The organism is Chryseobacterium sp. B21-037, from assembly GCF_028570785.1.
In the GTDB taxonomy this organism is placed as follows: domain Bacteria; phylum Bacteroidota; class Bacteroidia; order Flavobacteriales; family Weeksellaceae; genus Chryseobacterium; species Chryseobacterium proteolyticum.
In genome coordinates, this window is the sequence record NZ_JALGCB010000001.1 from 1,363,388 (window position 1) to 1,384,174 (window position 20,787).

A 20,787-nucleotide genomic window follows, 5' to 3' on the forward strand; every position below is an offset into this window, starting at 1 on the left:
AGCGAGTAGGGGTCTTTTAAAACTTAATATGTACTATTAAAAAAGTTCTCTATGCAGCTTTTCAAGATCTCTTCAGAATAAATAATTACTGTCCTGACGGGTGGCCAATCAACAATTTTACAAAATGGCTATATATTCCCACCTGAAAAACATTTCATTAATAAAAGAAAATGTTATAACTTGCAGTCATTATGATGTCCAAACGTTGCAAATATGCTTTAAAAGCAATGGTCAGGTTAGCAAGAAATTACAATCAGGGCTTTCTGCCTACGTCTGTTATAGCACAAGATGAGCATATTCCCAGAAAATTTTTAGAACAAATTCTTTTAGAGCTGAAGAGGGTAAAACTGGTGAACAGCAAACAGGGAAAAACAGGAGGATATTATTTACTGAAATCTCCTGACGAAGTTTCTCTCGCTGATATTTACAGGATTTTCGACGGTCCTATTGCATTGGCGCCATGTGTTTCCTTAAACTTTTATGAACCCTGTGATGATTGTGTGGATGAAGAAACCTGTTATCTGAGAAATGAATTTATTATCGTAAGGGAAAAAACAAGAAAAAGCATGATGGAGGCCACTCTGACTACGTTTATGAAAAAAAGTTAGTTTTTTTTAATTTTAAATACTACTAATTTGGTAGGATTAATAGGATTATATATATTTGCAGGAATAATTTCAATCTCAAATGGAAAATAATCTGAAAAAAGAATTCGAAAAACTGCTTGAAGAAGTCTCTGACCATGCTGTTAATACTGAGTTTCTACAATTACTTGCAGAAAGGTTTCCGGGTGAGGTTATTTTTTCAACAAGCTTCAGCTACGAAGATCAAATAATCACTCACCTGATAAAAAATCTTGATATTGATATTTTCACGTTGGATACCGGGAGGCTCTTTGAACAAACCTATGAAACATGGACAGCCAGCAGGGCTTTCTTTAAAAAGAACATCAAAGCCTATTATCCCGATACGGAAGAAATAAGAGAGTTTGTTTCACAAAACGGACCGGACTCATTTTATCAATCGGTGGAGCAGAGGAAGGCATGCTGTACAATCCGTAAAGTACACCCTTTGAAAAAGGCATTGCAGGGTTATAAAGTATGGATAACTGGATTGAGATCCGAACATTCTGCCAACAGACAAAATATGCCGCAATTGGAATGGGACGAAGATAACAGGATCATCAAATTCCATCCATTGCTTCACTGGACTTCAGACCAGGTCCTGGAGTATGTTCAGACTAACCACTTACCCTATAATCATCTGCATAAAAAAGGATTCGTCAGCATTGGCTGTGAGCCCTGTACAAGAGCTGTAAAAGAAGGTGAAGATTTCAGGGCAGGCCGCTGGTGGTGGGAAGATGCCAGTAAAAAAGAATGCGGTTTACATATCCATAAATAAAGAAAAAAATATGTCAAAATATCATTTAAATTATCTCGACCAGTTAGAATCTGAGTCTATTTATATCTTAAGGGAGGTCGCGGGACAGTTTGAGCGGCCCGCATTGCTGTTCAGTGGAGGAAAAGACAGTATTGTTCTGGCTCATCTTGCTTCAAAAGCATTCCGTCACGGGAAGATCCCTTTTACATTTGTTCATGTGGATACCGGACATAATTTTCCGGAGGTTCTTAATTTCAGGGATCAGCTGGTGAAAGAGCTGGAAGTGGACCTTGTTGTAAGAAAAGTAGAAGATACGATAAAAGCTAAAAGCCTTACAGAACCTAAAGGCAAATTTCCAAGCAGGAACTGGCTGCAAACCTATACTTTACTGGATACCATTGAAGAATTTGAATTTGATGCCTGTATAGGAGGTGCCCGCAGAGATGAAGAAAAAGCTAGGGCGAAGGAAAGAATTTTTTCTGTGCGTGATGAATTTGGACAATGGGATCCTAAACTCCAACGTCCCGAACTATGGAATATCTTCAATGGAAAAATTCATAAGGGAGAAAATGTAAGAATTTTTCCAATCAGCAACTGGACCGAACTTGATGTCTGGAATTATATCCGAAGAGAAAAAATTGAATTGCCATCAATTTACTTTTCGCATGACAGGGAGGTGGTAGATTTTAACGGACAATGGATTGCCAATTCAGAACATGCTTCCTTAGAAAGCCACGATTTTATTACTACAAAAAAAATACGGTATCGTACGGTAGGCGATATGACCTGTACCGCAGCGGTTGAATCTCATGCTGTAACCATAGATGCAGTAATCGAAGAAATTGTTGCAACCCGCATTTCCGAACGTGGAGAAACAAGGATCGACGACCGTGTAACAGAAGCCGCTATGGAAGATAGAAAAAAAAGAGGCTACTTTTAATCGTCTATCATCTATCATTTATAACTAATCATTTATAACTAACAGATATGGATATTTTAAGATTTATAACAGCAGGAAGTGTTGATGACGGTAAAAGTACCCTTATCGGAAGACTGTTGTACGATAGCAAAAGTATTTTACAGGATCAGTTGGAAGTCCTTGAAAAGCATTCTAAAAATAAAAATGAAGATGGAGTGGACCTGGCGCTTTTAACGGATGGTTTACGTTCTGAAAGAGAGCAGGGAATTACCATTGACGTCGCTTACAGGTACTTTTCAACAGCTAAAAGAAAATTTATTATAGCCGATGCTCCCGGCCATGTGCAATATACCAGAAATATGATCACCGGAGCTTCCAATTCGGATCTGATGGTCATCCTTATTGATGCACGTAAAGGAGTCATTGAACAAACAAGAAGACATTCTATCATCGCTTCATTACTCAAGCTGAAAAAAGTAGTTGTAGCCATTAATAAAATGGATATGGTCGATTATTCGGAAGAAGTTTTTGAAAGCATTAAATCCGATTATTCCAAGATTGCCGATAATCTGGACTTACATGACGTAAGCTATTTTCCCATTTCAGCGCTGAAAGGAGATAATATTGTAAGCTTATCTTCTAAAACAGAATGGTATAAGGGAAACGCTCTTCTGGAATACCTGGAACAGGTAACTCTTGATGAAGAATTGAATAGTGGAAGCCGTTTCCAGGTGCAGTATGTAATTCGTCCACAGACAGAGGAATTACATGATTACAGGGGATATGCCGGACAGATATTAAGTGGAAAATTTCAAAAAGGGGACAAAATCCAGATATTTCCGGCTGTTTCATCAAGTGAAATCACAGCAATTGAAATTAATGGAAAAGAAGTTGAAGAAGCCTTTGAAGGACAACCTGCCGTCATTCACATTGCTGATGATCTGGATATTGGGAGAGGTGATCTTTTTGCGACCGAAGAACAGCTTCCCATTATAGAAAAAGATCTGGAAGTACTCTTATGCTGGCTCGACCAGAAATCATTACAGCCCGGTAATAAATACCTGTTACAACAGAATAGCAGACTTGTAAAAACAATAGTAAAAGCAGTAGACTATAAGATCAATGTCAATACGCTGGTACAGGAACAGGCTGATGGGGAGATAAAGCTGAATGAGATCGTTAAGGTTACCCTGAGAACAGCACAACCTCTTGCTTACGATAGTTTTATTAATAACAAAAGAACCGGATCTGCAATTTTGGTGGATGAAACATCTAATTCTACGGTGGCAGCATGCATAATTCAATAAAAAATGACAGCATTTAGTAATTTAATCGATAGAATCCGGGACAATAAACAAAATAGCGGCTATGTTTTTTTTGATAAAGCAAAAGCCAAAAATTTTGTTACGACCCTGTACGAAGTTCTTTTTCTTCCTGAAAAAGAAGAGATAAAAGATCAGTTGGAAGAAAATTTTGCCAGATTATATGGCGAACTGTTTTGCCTGATCAACAGCATAACCGGTGATGAAGAAATTGCAGAAGTGCAGACGGATAGCTTTTTTGATGCACTCCCTGGAATTTATGATCACCTCATCAAGGATGCCCGTTCTATACTTGAGTTTGATCCCGCTGCGGATTCTCCTGAAGAAATACTTCTTGCTTATCCAGGATATTTTGCTACGTATGTCTACAGAATCTCTCATCAGTTATGGAAACAGGAAATAAGAATTTTACCGCGTTTCATTTCTGAATATGCCCACAGCAAAACAGGGATCGACATCCATCCTGGAGCGGTGATCGGGGAACATTTTTTTATTGATCACGGAACAGGAATCGTGATCGGGGAAACAGCCATCATTGGAAACCATGTCAAGATCTATCAGGGGGTAACCTTGGGAGCTTTGAATGTTTCGAAGGAAAAAGCCAACCAAAAAAGACATCCGAATATTGAAGACCATGTTATTATATATTCCGGAGCGACTATCCTCGGCGGAAATACAACAATAGGCAGGGAAAGCATTATCGGTGGAAACGTATGGATCACTCAAAGCGTTCCGTCTAATTCCCTGGTGTATAATAAAGGGGAAATAAGAATAAAAGATAACAACACATTACCGGAGTCGCTGAACTTCGTTATATAAAAAGAGAAAAATAAAAATTGTATTGGTATGAAATTTCAGAACGCATTAGAAACGATTGGAAATACGCCAGTCGTAAAGATTAATAAACTTTTTAATTCAGATCATGAAGTCTGGATCAAACTGGAAAAAAGCAATCCCGGTGGAAGTATCAAAGACAGAATTGCATTAGCAATGATCGAAGATGCAGAAGCAAAAGGATTATTAAATAAAGATACTACCATTATAGAGCCAACCAGTGGCAATACAGGAATAGGACTTGCGCTTGTTGCTGCAGTTAAAGGATATAAACTTATTCTCGTAATGCCCGAGAGCATGAGTATAGAACGCCGCAAGATTATGGAAACCTACGGTGCTGAGTTCGTGCTCACGCCAAGGGAAAAAGGAATGAAAGGTGCTATTGAAAAGGCTAACGAACTGGCAGAGGAAATCCAGAACTCATGGATTCCGAAACAATTCGATAACCCTGCCAACGTAAAAATACATACCGAAACTACGGCACAGGAAATTATAAAGGACTTTCCCGACGGACTGGATTATGTAATCACAGGAGTGGGCACCGGAGGACATATCACTGGAATTGCTAAAGTTTTAAAGGAAACCTTTCCCAATATCAGGGTAATTGCTGTAGAACCAGAGCTGTCTCCCGTATTAAGCGGCGGAAGTCCCGCGCCTCATCCTTTGCAGGGACTGGGAGCAGGATTTGTTCCTTCCATATTGGATATAACACTTCTAGATGGCGTCATTACTGTAGGTAAGGAAGAGGCATTTGAATATACACTGAAAGCAGCAAAACTGGAAGGACTTTTTGTAGGAATTTCAACAGGTGCTGCATTGGCAGCGATTGCAAAACATCTCCCTGAAATACAACCCGGAGCAAAAATTCTTACCGTAAATTATGATACCGGAGAAAGGTATCTTTCGATTGAAGGACTCTTCTAAATCCTTTAACTAAAAACCGATTTTAAATGAATACAAGTATCAAAGCACCCAAGGTATATCTTATCGGTGCAGGACCCGGCAACCCTGATCTGATCACTGTAAAAGCAGTAAAAATTATTGCTGAAGCAGATGTTATTCTGTGTGACCGACTTGTAAGTCCTGAAATTTTAGAGACTTATGTCAGCAAAAACGCAGAAATAATATATGTAGGTAAAGAATGCAGTAAAAATGCTTCTACCCCTCAATCGGTCATTAATTCTCTAATGGTAGATTATGCTCGCCAGAACAAAACCGTCGTACGGCTTAAAGGAGGAGATGTATCAGTATTTTCTAATATCCTGGATGAACTCCAGACTTTAAGAGAAAATCATATTCCATATGAAATTATCCCTGGTATTACTGCAGCTTTAGGAGCAGCAGCCTACGCAGGCATGCCTTTAACAGCCAGAGGATACGCCACATCAGTCCGTTTCTTAACCTATTATAAATCTGAAATTCTTACAGATGAATACTGGAAGGAACTGGCCGGGACCGACGACACTCTCGTCTTTTATATGTCCAAAGGTAATCTTGCCGGTCTGGTTAAGAAGTTCATCAGGCTGAACATTTCCGATGAGAAAAAAATAGCTGTCGTTGAGCAGGCCACAACACCTTATCAAAAGGTATATACTTCTTCTTTTGATGACTTTGAAAATAATTTTAAAGGTAAAACATTTGCCTCACCGTCACTGGTGATTATCGGCAAGATCGTGAATCTGCATGAAGAGTTTTCGTGGCTGGAAAATGCAGCAGAAGAAGGTCTTTATTTTAAATCGGTTGAAAATGGAAGCCTAATACAAAAAACTCAAAACTTTTTCGAATATGCTGTCTGAAACAAAATTAAATGTCCTTAAACAAATATCCGGGGAATTCTCCAGGGACGAAACCATCTGGGCAAGCGGATATTTAGCCGGTCTTGCAGGAACTCCTGCGACTGCCGTGCTACCACCTATCCATACAGACCAGCCAGACCCCATCACTACAAGGAAAATAACCCTGGCATACGGTACGGAAACGGGAAACAGTAAAAAGCTGGCAACAGGACTTGCAGGGATTATCAAGAAAAAGGGAATTCAGGTCAAATTAGCCGATCTCTCCCAATATAAGCCTAAAGACCTTGGTAAAGAAGACTATTTCTTTGTGATTATCAGTACGCAAGGAGAAGGAGATCCACCTGTTCTGGCAAAAAAATTCTATGATTATATCCATGAAAATGAAATCAATCTCAGCAATCTTAAGTTCGGGGTTCTGGCATTGGGAGACAGCAGTTATCCTTTATTCTGTAAAACAGGAGAAGACGTGGATTACCGTTTTGAGCTATTGGGAGCAAAACGTATTGTTCCTTTAAAAAAATGTGATATTGATTATGAAAGCGAAGCCGGAACCTGGATAGAACATGTTTTTGAAGCTGTACAAAAAGCATCAGAAGGAAATTTAAAAAATGCTTCAGCTCCAAAACAACCTTCCGGCCGAAGAAAATATAAGGGAAAAATATCTGCAATCATCAACCTCAACGACATCACTTCAGAAAAAGAAACCTATCATATTGAGATTGAAACCGAAGAAACCCTTAGTTATCAACCGGGTGCAGCTTTAGGGATTATGCCTTTTAATTCACAGGAAGCAGTGGACGAGATCATCCGGCTTACCGGAATCAATTCCCAAAAGCAGATACAAACTACAAAGCTTACCGCCAGCGTGCAGGAGCTTTTGCATAAACACCTTAATATAAGTTATTTATTAAAGTCTGTCGTTGCACAATATGCCAAGATCACAGGTCATTCAATTCCGGATGTCCGTTTAGGTCTTTTGGATCTTCTAAGGATCTATCCGGTAAAGGGACCTGATGAGTTTGAGCAGGTTATTAAAATACTGACAGGCCAATCCCCACGTCTGTATTCTGTTTCTTCTTCACTGGAAGCGCATGGTGATACTGAAATTCATATTACGGTAGCGAAATCAGAATTTTTCATTGATGACCAGAAGCAAAATGGTTTATGCAGTGGTTATTTAAGTCAATTTAAGGAAGGTGAAGAGCTTGAATTTTATATTCAGGACGCGGGACACTTCAAACTGCCTGAACCGGAAAAAGATATCATTATGATAGGGCCCGGCACCGGGATTGCACCTTTCAGATCGTTTCTTTGGGAACGGGATGCCACGGGAGCGGAAGGAAGAAACTGGTTATTTTTCGGGGATAGAAATTTCATTTCAGATTTCCTCTACCAATCGGAACTGATTGATTTCCTGAAAACAGGAACATTAACGCATCTGGATACCGCATTCTCAAGGGATACTGTTGAAAAAATTTATGTCCAGCATAAGCTGAAACAAAAAGCACAGGAGGTATTTTACTGGCTGGAAGGGGGAGCATCCGTCTACGTTTGCGGAACCAAAGACCCGATGAGCCGTGATGTAGAAGAAACTCTTCTGGATATCATACAGGATGAAGGACGACGTAGCAGAACCGAAGCAGTAAGCTATCTCGAGGAAATGGAACTTAGTGGCAGGTACGCGAAAGATGTTTATTAAAATCTGCCGGAAATAATCACCAATTAAAAGAAAATAATAATGAGCAATAAAGATAACCTTTCGCCGGTAGAAAGAATAAAAACCGGAAGCAACGGACTCAGAGGTACGTTAAAGGAAAGTCTTGCGGATGATTTCACAGGATCTATAAGAGAAGACGACCAGACCCTTATCAAATTCCATGGAATGTACCAGCAGGATGACAGGGACAGAAGGGAGGAGCGGGTAAGCAAGAAACTGGAGTGGTTGTATTCATATATGATCAGACTGAGACTACCCGGTGGATTTTTAACCCCGGAACAATGGATCGGATTGAATGGCATTGCCGAAGATCATTCTACAGGCACGATAAAAATTACAACAAGACAAACCATTCAGCTGCACGGCATTTTAAAATCACATTTAAAACCTACGATCCAGAATTTCAATATACAGCATCTCGATTCCATTGCAGCCTGCGGGGACGTGAACAGAAATGTAACCTGTACTGCGAATCCTTCGGAGTCCCCATTGCACAAGGAAGCTTATGAATTAGCCGGTAAAATCAGTGAAATGTGTCTTCCTAAAACCAAGTCCTATTATGATATCTGGATCGATGATGAATTAATAGTCGACAGGAAAGTTGAAGAAGATCCTCTGTACCAGGACAGATATCTTCCGAGAAAACTGAAAATTGGAATTGCTATTCCACCTAATAATGATGTAGATGTATTTATCAATGATATTGCACTCATCGCTATCATTGAAAACAATAAAATCGCCGGCTACAATATTGCAGCAGGAGGAGGCTTGGGTGCAACACATGGAAATGCGGCTACCTATGCACGTTTGGCTTCAGTATTAGGGTTTGTGGATACCGAAGAGAAAGTTTTAAAGGCGGTATATGAAATCATCACCGTACAGCGTGACTTCGGAAACAGAAGTGACAGAAAACTTTCCAGGCTAAAATATACAATCGATACAATGGGAATCGAAGGATACAGAGCGGAGGTTGAAAAAAGAACAGGCTTTGCCTTCGAACCCGCCAGGGAATTTAAGTTTGAACAAAGAAAAGACCGTTACGGCTGGACACAAAACCATGAAGGAAATTGGTTCTACACCGCATTTATTGAACATGGAAGAGTTCTCAACACGGATAATTACCCGTTAAAATCAGGTTTATTAAAAATTGCAGAAACCGGCAAGGTTAATTTCCGCTTTACTTGTAACCAAAACCTTATTCTTGCGGATATTAAAGAAGCTGATAAACCTGAAATTGAACGTCTCCTGAAAGAATATGGTATTTCTGGGTATACAACCGGAGCCAGCGCATTGCGCAAAAACTCCGTAGCATGTGTAGCCTTAAATACCTGTTCCCTGGCTTTAGCAGAAGCACAGCGTTATCTGCCTTCCCTGGTAACCAAAATAGAACCCGTACTCGAAAAATATGGCCTTTTGGAAGAAGATATCACGATCAGAATGACAGGTTGCCCGAATGGTTGCGGAAGATCACCTAATGCAGAGATCGGTTTTGTGGGTACTGCTTATGGTAAATACAACCTTCACATTGGGGGAGACCGCTTAGGAACCCGTCTTAACACGAAATTCAAAGAGAATATCGGCGAGGAAGAAATCATTGAAACGCTTGATGAGCTTTTTGGAATTTACATACAAGATAAACTAGAGGAAGAAACTTTCGGTGATTTCTCCTATCGTTATTTACAAAACTTAAATTGAAAATATGACACAACCATTTTATCGTCAGAAACAAACTAAAAAACAAAACCATTCTATTTTAGGTAAACGAATGTGTATGTGCTGTTGATTTTAAATCAATGATAGCATTAACTGTTTAAATTATTTAAATCACAAGCCACAAAGACTTTAATGTTGCTTGTTTTTAAAAACATATCTGAATCCTCCCTTATTAAAAGTTTAAACAGGCTCATTCACATAACCTAAAAAATGAAAAAATGAAAAACAATAAGCAGGGATATTTTCTGCAGAGATCAGCTGTATTTCTATTGATCTTCTTATTTTGTACTCTTGCAGAAGCGCAGCAGCAGCTCGTAGAGTTAAGCGGAACGATAAAAAATACCGATACCCGGAAAGGGATCAGTACCGTAAAGGTGCAGGTTGAACACACTGAGGATACTTCATTAACAGATCAACAGGGTAATTTTAAAATACGTACAAGGGTAAAAGTACCTTTCAGGCTGATCATCAGCAAAGAAGGTTTTCTCACCCAAACGGTGGAAATATTATCCCTATCCAATAAAATTGCGGTGGAACTTAATCCGCAGAATGCCATCATTGATGAAGTGGTCATCTCTGCATCAAGAGTTCCGGAAAAAGTTTTAAAATCACCAATAGCTATTGAAAAGATTGATATCCGGGCGATCAGGGAAAGCCCTGCTGCATCTTTTTATGAAACCCTTGAAAATGTAAAAGGGTTACAACTATTAACGTCCAGCCTTACTTTAAAAATTCCTAACTCAAGGGGATTTAATTCTCCCAATAATTTCCGGTTTATGCAGCTGGTAGATGGGGTAGATGTACAATCTGCCACATTGGGTGTTCCTTTAGGAAATGCAATCGGACCTACAGAGCTGGATATACAGTCTATGGAGGTTACACCTGGTGCAGCTTCTGCGCTCTACGGAATGAATGCCATCAACGGACTGGCAAGCCTTCAGACAAAAGATCCTTTTACCTCCGAAGGGCTCAGCGTTTATTTCCGGGGCGGCGTGAATCATGTAGACAACGTTAATCATAAAATAAGTTCTCTGGGGGAGAGTGCAATACGGTTTGCAAAAGTTTTAAATAAAAATCTGGCGGTAAAAGTTAATGCCTCTTATTTCAGCGGAGTCGATTGGATCTCGAATAATCAAACCGATCAGAACGCCAATCCATTGATTACGGCCAATCCCAATTTTTCATTAGCTAATAACCCTGCAGAGGATCTCTGGAACAAATACGGAGATGAAAGAAACAACCGGGTTGCCGTAAAAGTAGATTATAACGGCAAACCTACCACATTCAATGTATCGAGAACAGGGTATCTTGAAAAAGACCTTGTAAGTCCTGAAGTAAAGAACATTAAATTTGATGCGGGATTATATTACCGTTTTGGAGACCAGTGGAAGACTTCATATGTATACCGGTACGGATTGCTGGACGGAACCTTCCAGAGGGGAAATAAAATCCGCCTCCAAAATGCGACAGTGCAGAATCACAAAGTTGAACTGACTGGTAAAGAGCTTACATTCAGAGCGTATGTCTCTATAGAAAATACAGGAGATTCCTATAATCTGAAACCATTAGCGGATAATCTTGATCTTACGAATCTTTCTAACAGCAACTGGAGAAATGCATTTCAGACGGCTTTGCAGAACAGTATTAATGCCGGTGTAAGCCTTAATGAAGCTTTTATTCTTGCCAGAAGGGAAGCCGATAAAAACAGAGTAGTCCCGGGAACCCCGGCTTTTGAACAATTAAAAAATACAATTATTGGGATTAATAACTGGGATTCGGCCAATGGAGGAGTGGCAGGAGCACCTGCAACCGGAGGAGCAAAACTGGAGCAAAAATCGCGTTTTTATCAAGGGGAGCTAACCTATGATTTCAGCAGATTTGTAAAAATATTCAATCTCCTTGCGGGTATCGATTACCGTCTTTACAGCATTACTCCCGATGGAAACAATTTTGTAGATTTTAATAGGCCGGTTAAAGAAAGAAACATCCCTTTAACCGACGGAACATTTGGTAAGGATGTTATCTATCAGAAATATGGGATTTTCGCCCAGGTTACCAAGCTTTTCTTTGACGATAAATTAAAACTTAATGCCGCCTTAAGGGTGGACAGAAATCCTGAATTTGAAGCTAAAGTGAATCCGAGGATAAGTATTGTCTATTCTCCTGTAAACCAGCACAACTTCAGAGCATCATTTCAGAATGGATATCGTTTTCCTTCATTATTTGAAGCATTGTCTTTCGTCAACAACGGAAATGTAAGAAGGGTCGGAGGACTTTCAAAGGTCAACGAAGGATTAGGATATCTCGAAAATTCTTACACGCTAGCATCAATTGATCGATTCACTTCTGCTGTGAATGCAGATGTAGACGGAGGGAAAACCCTTAACCAGGCGGCCCTGGACAATAAGAATCTTTTAGCCGTTGCCAATCTTCAAAAGTTACAACCTGAAAAGATCAATTCATTTGAGGTAGGATACAAATCGGTTTTCTTTAATAGTAAACTGGTTCTGGACTGGGATTTTTATTATAATATCTACGAAGGTTTTCTGGGACAGGTAGAAGTGGCCGTACCTAAAAACGGTCAGGTGGGAAGCAATAATGCAGTGCTGGATATGACCGACCGAAGCAAGCAGGATCGTTATCGGGTATATACCAACAGCAACAGTACTTATAAAAGTTACGGGACCTCTCTGGGAATCAGATATAATATTATTAAAAACTACAATATCAATGCTAACGTTTCTTACAATGATCTGGCTTCGAACAATGCATCCGACCTGTTCATTACTTCATTCAACACCCCAAAATGGATGGTAAATGTAAGTATAGGAAACAGGGAGATCATTAAAAATATCGGATTTACAGTCGTAGCAAGATGGCAGAATCAGTTTTTATGGGAAAGTCCTTTGGCCTCGGGGAATATTCCGGCATATTACACCATAGATGCACAGGCAACATGGAAGCTTCCTGAGATCCATGCCAATGTAAAGGTTGGAGCTACCAACCTTTTTAACAGGCGTTATTTTCAATATGCAGCCGGGCCTGAAATAGGCGGATTGTATTATCTGGCTTTTACCTATGATTTAAAACTATAATTAAATGAGCAATTCCTTATATCCCATATTTTTAAAGCTGGAGCAGCTGTCACTCCTTATTATCGGTGGTGGCAGGGTTGCCCTTGAAAAGCTGGAATCGGTACTGGGTAATTCCCCTGAGACTTCAATTAAATTGGTAGCCAAGGAAATTATTCCGGAAGTAAAAGCTTTACAAGCCCGGTTCCCTAATATCCAGATACATGAAAGACCCTATAATGAGAATGATTTTAATAATGCAGATCTTGCGATTATTGCCGTAAATGACCTTGAGCTCGCAGGTCAGATCAGGGAAAAGGCACGGAATCATGATTTATTGGTGAATATTGCGGATAAACCGGATTTGTGCGATTTTTATCTAGGATCCATTGTCAGGAAAGGAAGTCTGAAAATTGCTATTTCAACCAACGGAAAATCGCCAACCATTGCCAAAAGATTAAGGGAAACATTTACCGAAATCATTCCTGATGAAATGGATATGGTACTGGACAATATGCAGGATATTCGTAACCAGCTAAAGGGAGATTTTAATTATAAAGTAAAAGAACTGAACCGGGTAACGACAGAATATCTTGCTGATGGAAAAAAAAGCTTTTCGAATTCAGATCTGGAAATCGAAAAGCTGATCCACATTACCAAAATAGCCCAGAGAAGAGCAAACATATATCTCGCTGTCATCGGAGTTTTACTTCTTTTAGGCGTATTAGGAATTATTATTTATCAGTTTAACCTTTCGGATGACATTCAGGTGTTCCTTAATAAGGACGGCCATATTTTTTACTGGATGCTTCTTACCGGTTTTCTGGCAGAAATTGTAGCAGGATCAATGGGTATGGGGTACGGAGTAATATGCACCACTATACTTTTGTTGCTCAATGTTCCGCCACCCGTAGTAAGCGCAAGCATTCATTCTGCAGAATCATTTACTACTGCAGCCGGAAGTTTCAGCCACTATAAACTGGGAAATGTCAATAAAAAACTGGTTTGGGTTCTGTTTCCGCTGGCCATTGCCGGCTCTGTGATCGGTGCATTAACCTTATCCCATTACGGCGAATATTATGCGCATATCGTAAAGCCTATTATCGCTTGTTATACTTTGTATTTGGGACTGAATATTCTTAAGAATGCTTTCAAGGAAAAAACAAAAGATCATATAAAAACAAAAAAAAGAACCAACCTTAGGCTTCTTGGATTGGTTGGGGGCTTTATAGATTCATTCGCCGGAGGCGGTTGGGGGCCGTTGGTTACAGGAACCCTGATCAAAGAAGGAAGAATTCCGCGTTATGTTGTAGGAAGCTCTACTGTTGCTAAGTTTCTTCTAACCCTTACCAGTGCTGTTACTTTTATTTTTACCATTGGTATCCATCATTGGAATATCGTGCTTGGACTTTTACTGGGTGGTGTTTTCACTGCTCCTTTTTCAGCAATGCTTACTTCCAGGCTTCCTACAAAGAAAATGTTTGTGGTTGTAGGAATAGTGGTTATTGCAATGAGCCTTACCACAATTATCAAATCGATAATCTAGCAACCAGGATTTTACCTATACAGAAAAAGCTCCCTCACGGGAGCTTTTTTGCTAACAATATAGATGTAATGATTACTTCCTATAAAAATCATTCCGTCCACAGATGTCCGGCAGCATACGTTTTTGCTTTTCCGGCAATGATCACCCGATCACCCTGATCCTCACAATATAACTTTCCTAATCTTTCGGAAAGCTGCATTGCAAAAAGATCTTTTTTCCCCAATCTGTCAGACCAAAAAGGAATTAATGAGCAATGAGCCGAGCCTGTTACCGGATCTTCAAGAATACTTGCCTGCGAAGTAAAATATCTTGAAACAAAATCGCTGTGGTCACCTTTTGCAGTTACAATCACGCCACCCGGGTCCAGATTGATCTTATCAAAGATTTGCCTGTCGATTTTGATGTTTCTGATATCATCTTCATTATCATATACCAGAACATAATCCCTGGATTTAAATACCTCTTTAGGCTGTATATTCAATGATTTTGAAATCAAATCCGGTAAAGAGGACGGGGAAGGCATTCTCGAAGGAAAATCAAGATAATATAGCCCATCCCTGTAGGTAACTTTTAAATTACCGCTTTTTGTTTCAAAGATAATTTCATTCCTGTTATAGTTTAAAACTGAAATCAGACAATGGGCCGTTGCCAGTGTTGCATGTCCGCATAAATCCATTTCAATTTCAGGGGTAAACCAGCGAAGATGTATTCTTGAACCGAGGTCTATAAAAAATGCTGTTTCGGCAACCGCGTTTTCCATAGCTATCTTAAGAAGAGTTTCATCCGGAAGCCATTCTTTTAATGGTACAACACATGCCGGATTACCTCTGAAAAGCTCATCTGTAAATGCATCTATCTGATATAATTCTAATTTCATAATTACGGATATAAACTTGTTTCCTGCAAAATTAAAAATTTCTTTTCATCTTGGTATTCCAACAGGGGCAATATCTTTCAGATGGACCTTTAGGTATATTTATGCATTTATTTTTTTCGAAGTATCAATCCCAAATCCCACACATCCCCGGAATAAGAACAGGGTAAGAAAAAGGAAATAAAGGGTTTGAGGCAGATAAAGAAAATAACTCAGCCAGGTAAACGCATCCATTTCATAAACTCCGGTTTCCGGCTTAATCGGAATAAGCTCTTTAGGAATTGAATTCAGATCATGTGTCAATAAGGCTACCAGAATTATGATCATCAGAACAACAGAACTTATTCTCGTCCAGAAACCCAACATTAAAAATAAGCCAAATACACACTCGCAAAAAGCTGTAAAATGAGCAGTGAACGCCGGAAAGGGAAAGCCTATACTGCTGATGGTATTGAACATATATCCCTGGAAAATAGGGTGGAATAATTTATTAAACCCTGCGATAAAAAAGAACAGCCCTATCAGGATTCTACAGATAATATAAATGGTATTGCTGTTTTTTTCAAAGTTTGATATGGTTGTTTTCATTATATTTTTTAATTCATTTTAATTAAACATTATTGAAGGCACAGAAATCCCGGCCTTGCATTTTATTGAAATCCAGATCACAGATTATGAAGGAATAAAGCAATGTGCATATATTCCGGCATATAGATCCTGGATAGTATTATTGTAAGCAATAATAAGGTTCTGTCATTGTTGGATAAGACCAAAGACAATCAGAAATTAAGCTGTTATTTTTGGGGGAATCCAAATCGAATAAAAAAAAGAAGAGTAGGATGGATCATCATATAAAAAGAACCGGTTTTTTACATCCTTTTCAAATCTACCGAATGTAAAAGATGAAAATGGTGCAGTAAACAATGATGAGAAACCTGAACAATAATTGCCATTACATTTAACAGGCGTTGTATTGTTTTCTTTGAGAATAACTTTATCACATTCTTTATGGGAAGTTTCCTTAATGTGAAAAAAGACAGTGGTCGGAGCTGTAAAAGAATTTGTACCAGACTGAATGATCAACAAATGGGTAAGCATCAAAAATATACTCAATACCTTTATATAATGCCATAAACCGATTTGTTTCACCATAAGCACTTCCTTACACCAGACAAAGGTAATAAAATATTTACGGGTGAAATTCCTTACATCCATTCACTACTGATGTGATATTTATCAATTATTATAACTGTTTTTTATTTAATAGTTTTGCACAAATAAAAATCACACCAAAAATATTAGGCACCATGAAAAGATGCATCCTGTCGATACTATGTTTTTTATCAAGCTATATTCTTTCGGCACAAAATGCCGACAATTCCCTTCAGGGATATTACAAAGCAAGCAGTGACGATACACTTTACAGCAGTTTTAACTTCGATGGAAACGGGAAAGTTGCGATAGGTGATATGGATTATGGAGATTATTTTACAAGAAATGACAGTTTAATTATTTATCCTGATAAAAGCATTTTCATCTTTAAAATTAAAAAAGGAAAACTGCTCGGGATTTCCAATTGGGTTGAAAAAGGCGTCTGGGTTCAGAAAAAAGACAGCTCCGAAGTCAATAACAGAAAGAGTCCTCTGGAGGCTCAAAACAAAGCCCGGCTTTTAGCAGAATACTATGATAAGACAAAAAGTCCTTCAGGTTCAGATCTGGATTTTGAAGCCCTGTTTTCAGGAAAAACCGATGAAGTGAATGAAGAACTTTGTAATAAAGGATTAGCAAAGGCCTGCATGAATCTTTTTGGGCTCAAAATGATGAAGTATACTCCCGGGCTTTTGACCAAACCGGAGAAAATCGCCTCAAAAAAAATACAACCTCATCCTGAATTAATTGCCCTGTCAAAGAAAATAATAAGCATGGGAGAGCCTGAAGGGTATACGGTTCTGGGAAGCTATTATTATACATTAGGATTAAAAGAAAAAGCTTTTAAAACCTGGGATGAAGGAGAAAAGAACGGAAGCTTAAAATCCGGAACCACCAAAGCCCTTATTGAATTTCAGGAAGAACTGGAAAAAGAGGCCGCAAAAGAATAATCAGTTAAAAGTCTGCCGGAATTCAAGTGGAGAAAGCGAAGTCCTGTTCTTAAACAAACGGTGAAAAGATTGCGAATGCTCAAAACCAAGATGATAGGCAATTTCCGAAACCGACATTGAAGTCGTAGACAGCAATTCTTTAGCTTTTGCAATCAGCCGGTTCTGGATATGCTGCTGTGTTGTTTGTCCCGTATGGACACGCAACATATCGCTGAGATAATTAGGACTGATGTGCAATTCGTTCGCTATAAATTGTACGGACGGAATTCCATTGATGATGAGGCTGTTATTTTTAAACTGCTCATCAAGCAGTGTTTCCAATTGCGTTAAGAGATCATTATTTACTTTCTTTCTGGTTAAAAACTGACGGTTATAAAAACGGTCACAGTATTTCAAAAGCAGGTCAATATTGGAGATCAGTAAATCCTGGGTAAAAACATCCATATTATTTTCCGTTTCCCGCCGTATATTGGCGATAATTTCCGTAACGGAATTTTCTTCTTTTTCGGAAAGGTGTAAAGCTTCATTGGCAGAATAGGAAAAATAACCGTAATCCTTTATGGAAGAAGCAATAGGATAGCCCTGCAAAAAATCCGGGTGAATCACCAATACACTTCCTTTAACGTCAGAAAGCAGAATATCTTCAAACTGCACCACCTGATGGGGAGCAATAAAGTACATGATTCCATCTTCAAAATCATAATATTGCTGACCGTATTTGAATCTTCCCGCACAATCACTTTTAATCGCAATAACGTAAAATTCCGTTGTAATAGCACTCAGAATGGTATCCGGAGACACAGACACTTCATTAAAATCAAAAACACTGATCAATGGATTCGTAGGTTTTTTAAGCTTCAGATAATGATGCATTGCTGTAATAGAAGATACTTTTTCAGGAGTTTTCATCGTTTGTTGTTTTATAAGTTACCGTGTATTTTACTGCTCTTTTTTTATCTGTTCTATGCCTTTTCGATATGGGGTTACCTCAAAATCCGGGAATCTGTTTCTGAATTTTGAATCATCAAAAAGGTTATCATATTCATATCTGGGAAGAAGTTCCTGCAGTTCTTTTGCTTTCTCATTAAACAGGGCCCCAATCCTGAAAGCAAATTTAGGAATTGTAAAATATCTGAATTCCTGTCCATAAATTTCCGAAGCCAAAGCAATGAATTCTTTATAAGTCAGCCGATGATCATCAACAGGTAAGTGCCAGGTTTGACCATAGGCATTGGGTGTATTACCAATCAAAGCGGTAGCTCTGCTCGCATCGGGTGTCCAGATTAAGCTTCTTAACTTATCATCTCTTAAAGGAACCTTTAGTTTTTTTCCCTCTTTAATAGCATCGAAAATAAAAGCGTTGGTAATGCTCTGTGTTTTTCCGGGGCCATAGAATTCCGGAGCTCTGCAGATGACAATATCCATAGTTCCTGCTGCCATTTCTTTTAAAAGCATTTCTGCCATTTTCTTCCTTACTCTTCCTTTTCTACCCACAGGAGCAAACGGTGTTTCTTCCGTAAGAACGTTACCATTTTGAGGATACATGTAGGTATTATCAAAAAATACCAGCCTGGTTCCGTTTACTTTACAAGCCTCAATTATATTTTTTGTAATAAGGAGAAACTGTTTTTCCCAAAGATCCGAGTCCATCGGAAGCCCTAGTGTGAAATAAGCAATTTCACTTCCTTTCACCGCCTCAACCGCATTTTCTTTAACAGAGAGGTCCGCTGAAAAGACGGTATCCGTGTCATTTACTTTTTTTGCATTTCTGCTTACAATTCTGATATCGGAAGTAAAATTCCGCTTTAGCTCCCTTGCCAGTTCTTCGCCAATCTGGCCATTAGCACCTAATATTGTTTGCATAATTATGAGTATTTATTTCTGACTTATATTCCTATGCAAAATTCGGGCATAATCTGAATGAAATTGTATCCCGATCACCTGAATTTGTAACATAATCTCTGTTCTTGCCCTACACATATTTCAATCACAGGTGTTGATCATTCTAACGTAATGACAAATCCCAATTCCATTCCTAACCTTATTTATTCTAAGAAAAAATACCGGAAATTCCTGTACTAATCCGCATTCTTGAACGTTGTGAAGGAGGTGTATTTATGCTAAACTTGTATATTTGCCCAACAATCAAATTCATTCGAGACAAAGAGAATATTAATGATGCCAAATGATGCTTCCCATAAGCTTATCCCAATGACCGATTTTGTCATTGAGTATTATTCAAACGAAGGATACGCCGATCTTCAGACATTAAATCTGATGAAAAATTATGCTAACTTTCTGAGGCATCCCTTAACGCTTGCCCTGTTTGTTCCTGTAGATCCAAATGGGAATGTCTTGAAGGAACCTAAAAACTATTCTTCCTGGAAATCGCTTAAGCACAATGAAGTTCTTTCCGATGATACTCCTGCTGTAAGCGGATTTGAAGAATACAATGTGTATAAGAAAGCCGAACAAAACTGCTTTTTTGAAGGCTTTAAAGTGGCCTACAATGGGTATTCGGTCGTACGCATTACAGCATCCTATGATGAATCGATAGAATTATCTTTCAATAAAAATGATTTAAAATTTCAAACATTTACGGATATTGAATCTCTTACCGTTTTTGATGAGATCTATCTGAGCCCTACGGCATTAAAAATGATTGGCATCAAAAGGAAATAATAGGGCAGAGGTCACTGTTGGCAAATATCAGGAAACGGTTACTCCAAAAAGATGTCCTATCAGTGCCGTAATCCCCATCGCAGCAGTTCCCCAGAAACAAATCCTTATCACAGCAATTCCGATTTTTGAGCCTCCTGTTTTTGCAGAAACAGCTCCCAAAGTCATCAGAAAAATAATGGAAAATCCATATTGAAAATAAACCATCTGATCAATAGGAGCTAAAAGAGATACAAGAAAGGGAAGCATGGCGCCCACAGCAAATGATGCCAACGAAGCAATGGCAGCCTGCAATGGCCTGGCCTGGCTGATCTCATTAATTCCTAATTCATCCCGGGCATGGGCTTCCAGGGCATTGTGCTCACTTAATTCAACGGCAACTTGCATTGCTGTTTCCTTACTCACACCTCTTTCTTCGTATATTTTGGCAAGTTCTTTAAGTTCCATTTCCGGCATTTCTTCCAACTCCCTTTTCTCACGCAGAAGATCAGCTTTCTCGGTATCCTCCTGTGAACTCACCGATACGTATTCACCTGCAGCCATGGACAAGGCACCGGCGATCATCCCGGCTAATGCAGCCAGAATGATCGTGTTACGCTGTGATTCTGCAGCGGCAACTCCTATAACAATGCTTGTTGTAGATAATAAACCGTCATTGGCTCCCAAAACGGCTGCCCGCAGCCAACCAACCCTGTTTACATAATGTTTTTCCTGTTGATGATGCATACACGAATGAATAAATAGTTATTCTCATCTTAAATATAAGGAAATAATACCGTATTCTACTTTTGTAAAAATAAAAAGACAATGCTAAACGCCATTTCAACAATTTCTCAT

At 39.0% G+C, this 20,787-nt stretch carries 18 protein-coding genes; 13 read left to right on the forward strand and 5 right to left on the reverse strand.

The genetic code is table 11. The annotated features are described in order from the left end of the window. Positions 1-191 precede the first annotated feature (191 nt). The 11 genes from MTQ00_RS05915 (at position 192) to MTQ00_RS05965 (ending at position 14,298) form a co-directional block, all read left to right on the forward strand. Positions 192-608, forward strand: a complete 417-nt coding sequence (locus MTQ00_RS05915; RefSeq protein WP_172282551.1) for an RrF2 family transcriptional regulator — start codon at positions 192-194, stop codon at positions 606-608. Positions 609-687: 79 nt separating this feature from the next. Further along, positions 688-1,401: a phosphoadenylyl-sulfate reductase gene (locus MTQ00_RS05920; RefSeq protein WP_172282549.1), complete on the forward strand. Its 714-nt coding sequence runs from the start codon at positions 688-690 to the stop codon at positions 1,399-1,401. A 10-nt stretch (positions 1,402-1,411) separates the two neighbouring features. Continuing rightward, positions 1,412-2,320, forward strand: a complete 909-nt coding sequence (cysD, locus tag MTQ00_RS05925) for a sulfate adenylyltransferase subunit CysD (RefSeq protein ID WP_273648105.1) — start codon at positions 1,412-1,414, stop codon at positions 2,318-2,320. 47 nt (positions 2,321-2,367) lie between these two features. Then, positions 2,368-3,606, forward strand: coding sequence for a sulfate adenylyltransferase subunit 1 (locus tag MTQ00_RS05930; protein WP_273648106.1), 1,239 nt, complete (start codon positions 2,368-2,370; stop codon positions 3,604-3,606). A 3-nt stretch (positions 3,607-3,609) separates the two neighbouring features. Next, positions 3,610-4,440, forward strand: a complete 831-nt coding sequence (gene epsC, locus MTQ00_RS05935) for a serine O-acetyltransferase EpsC (RefSeq protein ID WP_273648107.1) — start codon at positions 3,610-3,612, stop codon at positions 4,438-4,440. Positions 4,441-4,467: 27 nt separating this feature from the next. Then, positions 4,468-5,379: a cysteine synthase A gene (cysK, locus tag MTQ00_RS05940; RefSeq protein WP_273648108.1), complete on the forward strand. Its 912-nt coding sequence runs from the start codon at positions 4,468-4,470 to the stop codon at positions 5,377-5,379. Positions 5,380-5,405: 26 nt separating this feature from the next. After that, positions 5,406-6,251 (forward strand): uroporphyrinogen-III C-methyltransferase, encoded by an 846-nt coding sequence (gene cobA, locus MTQ00_RS05945; RefSeq protein WP_273648109.1) that lies wholly within the window; start codon positions 5,406-5,408, stop codon positions 6,249-6,251. Continuing rightward, positions 6,241-7,950, forward strand: coding sequence for a diflavin oxidoreductase (locus MTQ00_RS05950; protein ID WP_273648110.1), 1,710 nt, complete (start codon positions 6,241-6,243; stop codon positions 7,948-7,950). The genes cobA and MTQ00_RS05950 overlap by 11 nt, the downstream gene beginning before the upstream one ends. A gap of 39 nt (positions 7,951-7,989) precedes the next feature. After that, positions 7,990-9,663 carry an NADPH-dependent assimilatory sulfite reductase hemoprotein subunit gene (locus MTQ00_RS05955; protein ID WP_273648111.1) on the forward strand — a complete coding sequence of 558 codons (1,674 nt, stop codon included), beginning with the start codon at positions 7,990-7,992 and terminating at the stop codon, positions 9,661-9,663. A gap of 236 nt (positions 9,664-9,899) precedes the next feature. Further along, the gene (locus MTQ00_RS05960; RefSeq protein ID WP_273648112.1) at positions 9,900-12,776 is read left to right on the forward strand and encodes a TonB-dependent receptor; all 2,877 of its coding nucleotides are present in this window, start codon (positions 9,900-9,902) and stop codon (positions 12,774-12,776) included. A gap of 4 nt (positions 12,777-12,780) precedes the next feature. After that, positions 12,781-14,298 (forward strand): TSUP family transporter, encoded by a 1,518-nt coding sequence (locus tag MTQ00_RS05965; protein WP_273648113.1) that lies wholly within the window; start codon positions 12,781-12,783, stop codon positions 14,296-14,298. Between the two features lie 88 nt (positions 14,299-14,386). Here MTQ00_RS05965 and MTQ00_RS05970 read toward each other — a convergent pair whose 3' ends face one another. Next, the gene (locus tag MTQ00_RS05970) at positions 14,387-15,175 is read right to left on the reverse strand and encodes a PhzF family phenazine biosynthesis protein (protein ID WP_273648114.1); all 789 of its coding nucleotides are present in this window, start codon (positions 15,173-15,175) and stop codon (positions 14,387-14,389) included. 99 nt (positions 15,176-15,274) lie between these two features. Beyond that, a complete protein-coding gene (locus MTQ00_RS05975; RefSeq protein WP_273648115.1) occupies positions 15,275-15,760 on the reverse strand; it encodes a DoxX family protein in 486 nt (161 codons plus the stop codon). A gap of 719 nt (positions 15,761-16,479) precedes the next feature. On the opposite strand from MTQ00_RS05975, the gene MTQ00_RS05980 reads away from it, so the two are divergent. Then, complete coding sequence (locus MTQ00_RS05980; RefSeq protein WP_273648116.1) at positions 16,480-17,271, forward strand: hypothetical protein; 792 nt, start codon at positions 16,480-16,482, stop codon at positions 17,269-17,271. On the opposite strand, the gene MTQ00_RS05985 is transcribed toward MTQ00_RS05980, so the two are convergent. Together MTQ00_RS05985 and MTQ00_RS05990 are read right to left on the reverse strand one after the other, a co-directional pair. Beyond that, complete coding sequence (locus tag MTQ00_RS05985; protein WP_273648117.1) at positions 17,272-18,180, reverse strand: helix-turn-helix domain-containing protein; 909 nt, start codon at positions 18,178-18,180, stop codon at positions 17,272-17,274. Positions 18,181-18,210: 30 nt separating this feature from the next. Then, positions 18,211-19,134, reverse strand: coding sequence for an NAD-dependent epimerase/dehydratase family protein (locus tag MTQ00_RS05990; RefSeq protein ID WP_273648118.1), 924 nt, complete (start codon positions 19,132-19,134; stop codon positions 18,211-18,213). A 312-nt stretch (positions 19,135-19,446) separates the two neighbouring features. Between MTQ00_RS05990 and MTQ00_RS05995 the strand changes: the two genes are divergently transcribed. Beyond that, positions 19,447-19,953 (forward strand): hypothetical protein, encoded by a 507-nt coding sequence (locus tag MTQ00_RS05995; RefSeq protein ID WP_273648119.1) that lies wholly within the window; start codon positions 19,447-19,449, stop codon positions 19,951-19,953. Positions 19,954-19,980: 27 nt separating this feature from the next. Here the strand turns inward: MTQ00_RS05995 and MTQ00_RS06000 are convergent, their stop codons facing one another. Then, positions 19,981-20,676: a VIT1/CCC1 transporter family protein gene (locus tag MTQ00_RS06000; protein ID WP_273648120.1), complete on the reverse strand. Its 696-nt coding sequence runs from the start codon at positions 20,674-20,676 to the stop codon at positions 19,981-19,983. Positions 20,677-20,787: the final 111 nt, after the last annotated feature.